Genomic DNA, 520 nt, shown 5'->3' on the forward strand with positions numbered 1-520 from the left:
AGTTCAGTGGCACCTCGTGTTCATCGTCGTCTCGTAGCAGCATAGATATATCCCGGATCACCTGTCGGTTCTTCTGAAACAAGGGGGCCAGGGTCAGCAAGCAGCGCGATTTGGCGAGAGATGCGGCAGACGTTGACGCGATGCAGGAGGCTTGATTCAAGGCTGCTTTTTGGAGGCAGGCTTGAGCCGGGGCGATCTTACCGAGGCAGAGTGGCGCATCCTGAAAGACTTGCTGCCGATCGAGCGCAAGAACCGGAGTCGGGGCCGACCTCCCGAACAGAACCGTTCCATCATCAACGGCATACTCTGGCGGCTGCGATGTAGTGCGCCGTGGCGCGACGTGCCGCCGAAATACGGGAGCTGGAACACCATCTACCGCCGGTTCCGTCGATGGAGCGAGGCCGGGGTCTGGGAGATTGTAGCGGTGACCTTGGCCGAGATCATGGCGGATACTGGCCACTACAGCATCGACAGCACCACGGTCCGCGCCCACGTCTCGGCGGCGGGCGGAAAAGGGGGG

1 protein-coding gene is annotated in these 520 nt (G+C 61.5%); it reads left to right on the forward strand.

Annotated elements, in window-relative coordinates; genetic code table 11:
• Nucleotides 1-181: 181 nt before the first annotated feature.
• The coding region (locus MF609_RS19820; RefSeq protein ID WP_242417758.1) for an IS5 family transposase at nt 182-520 on the forward strand (339 nt) is incomplete at its 3' end.

Source organism: Sphingomonas panni, assembly GCF_022664435.1.
In the GTDB taxonomy this organism is placed as follows: Bacteria; Pseudomonadota; Alphaproteobacteria; order Sphingomonadales; family Sphingomonadaceae; genus Sphingomonas; species Sphingomonas panni.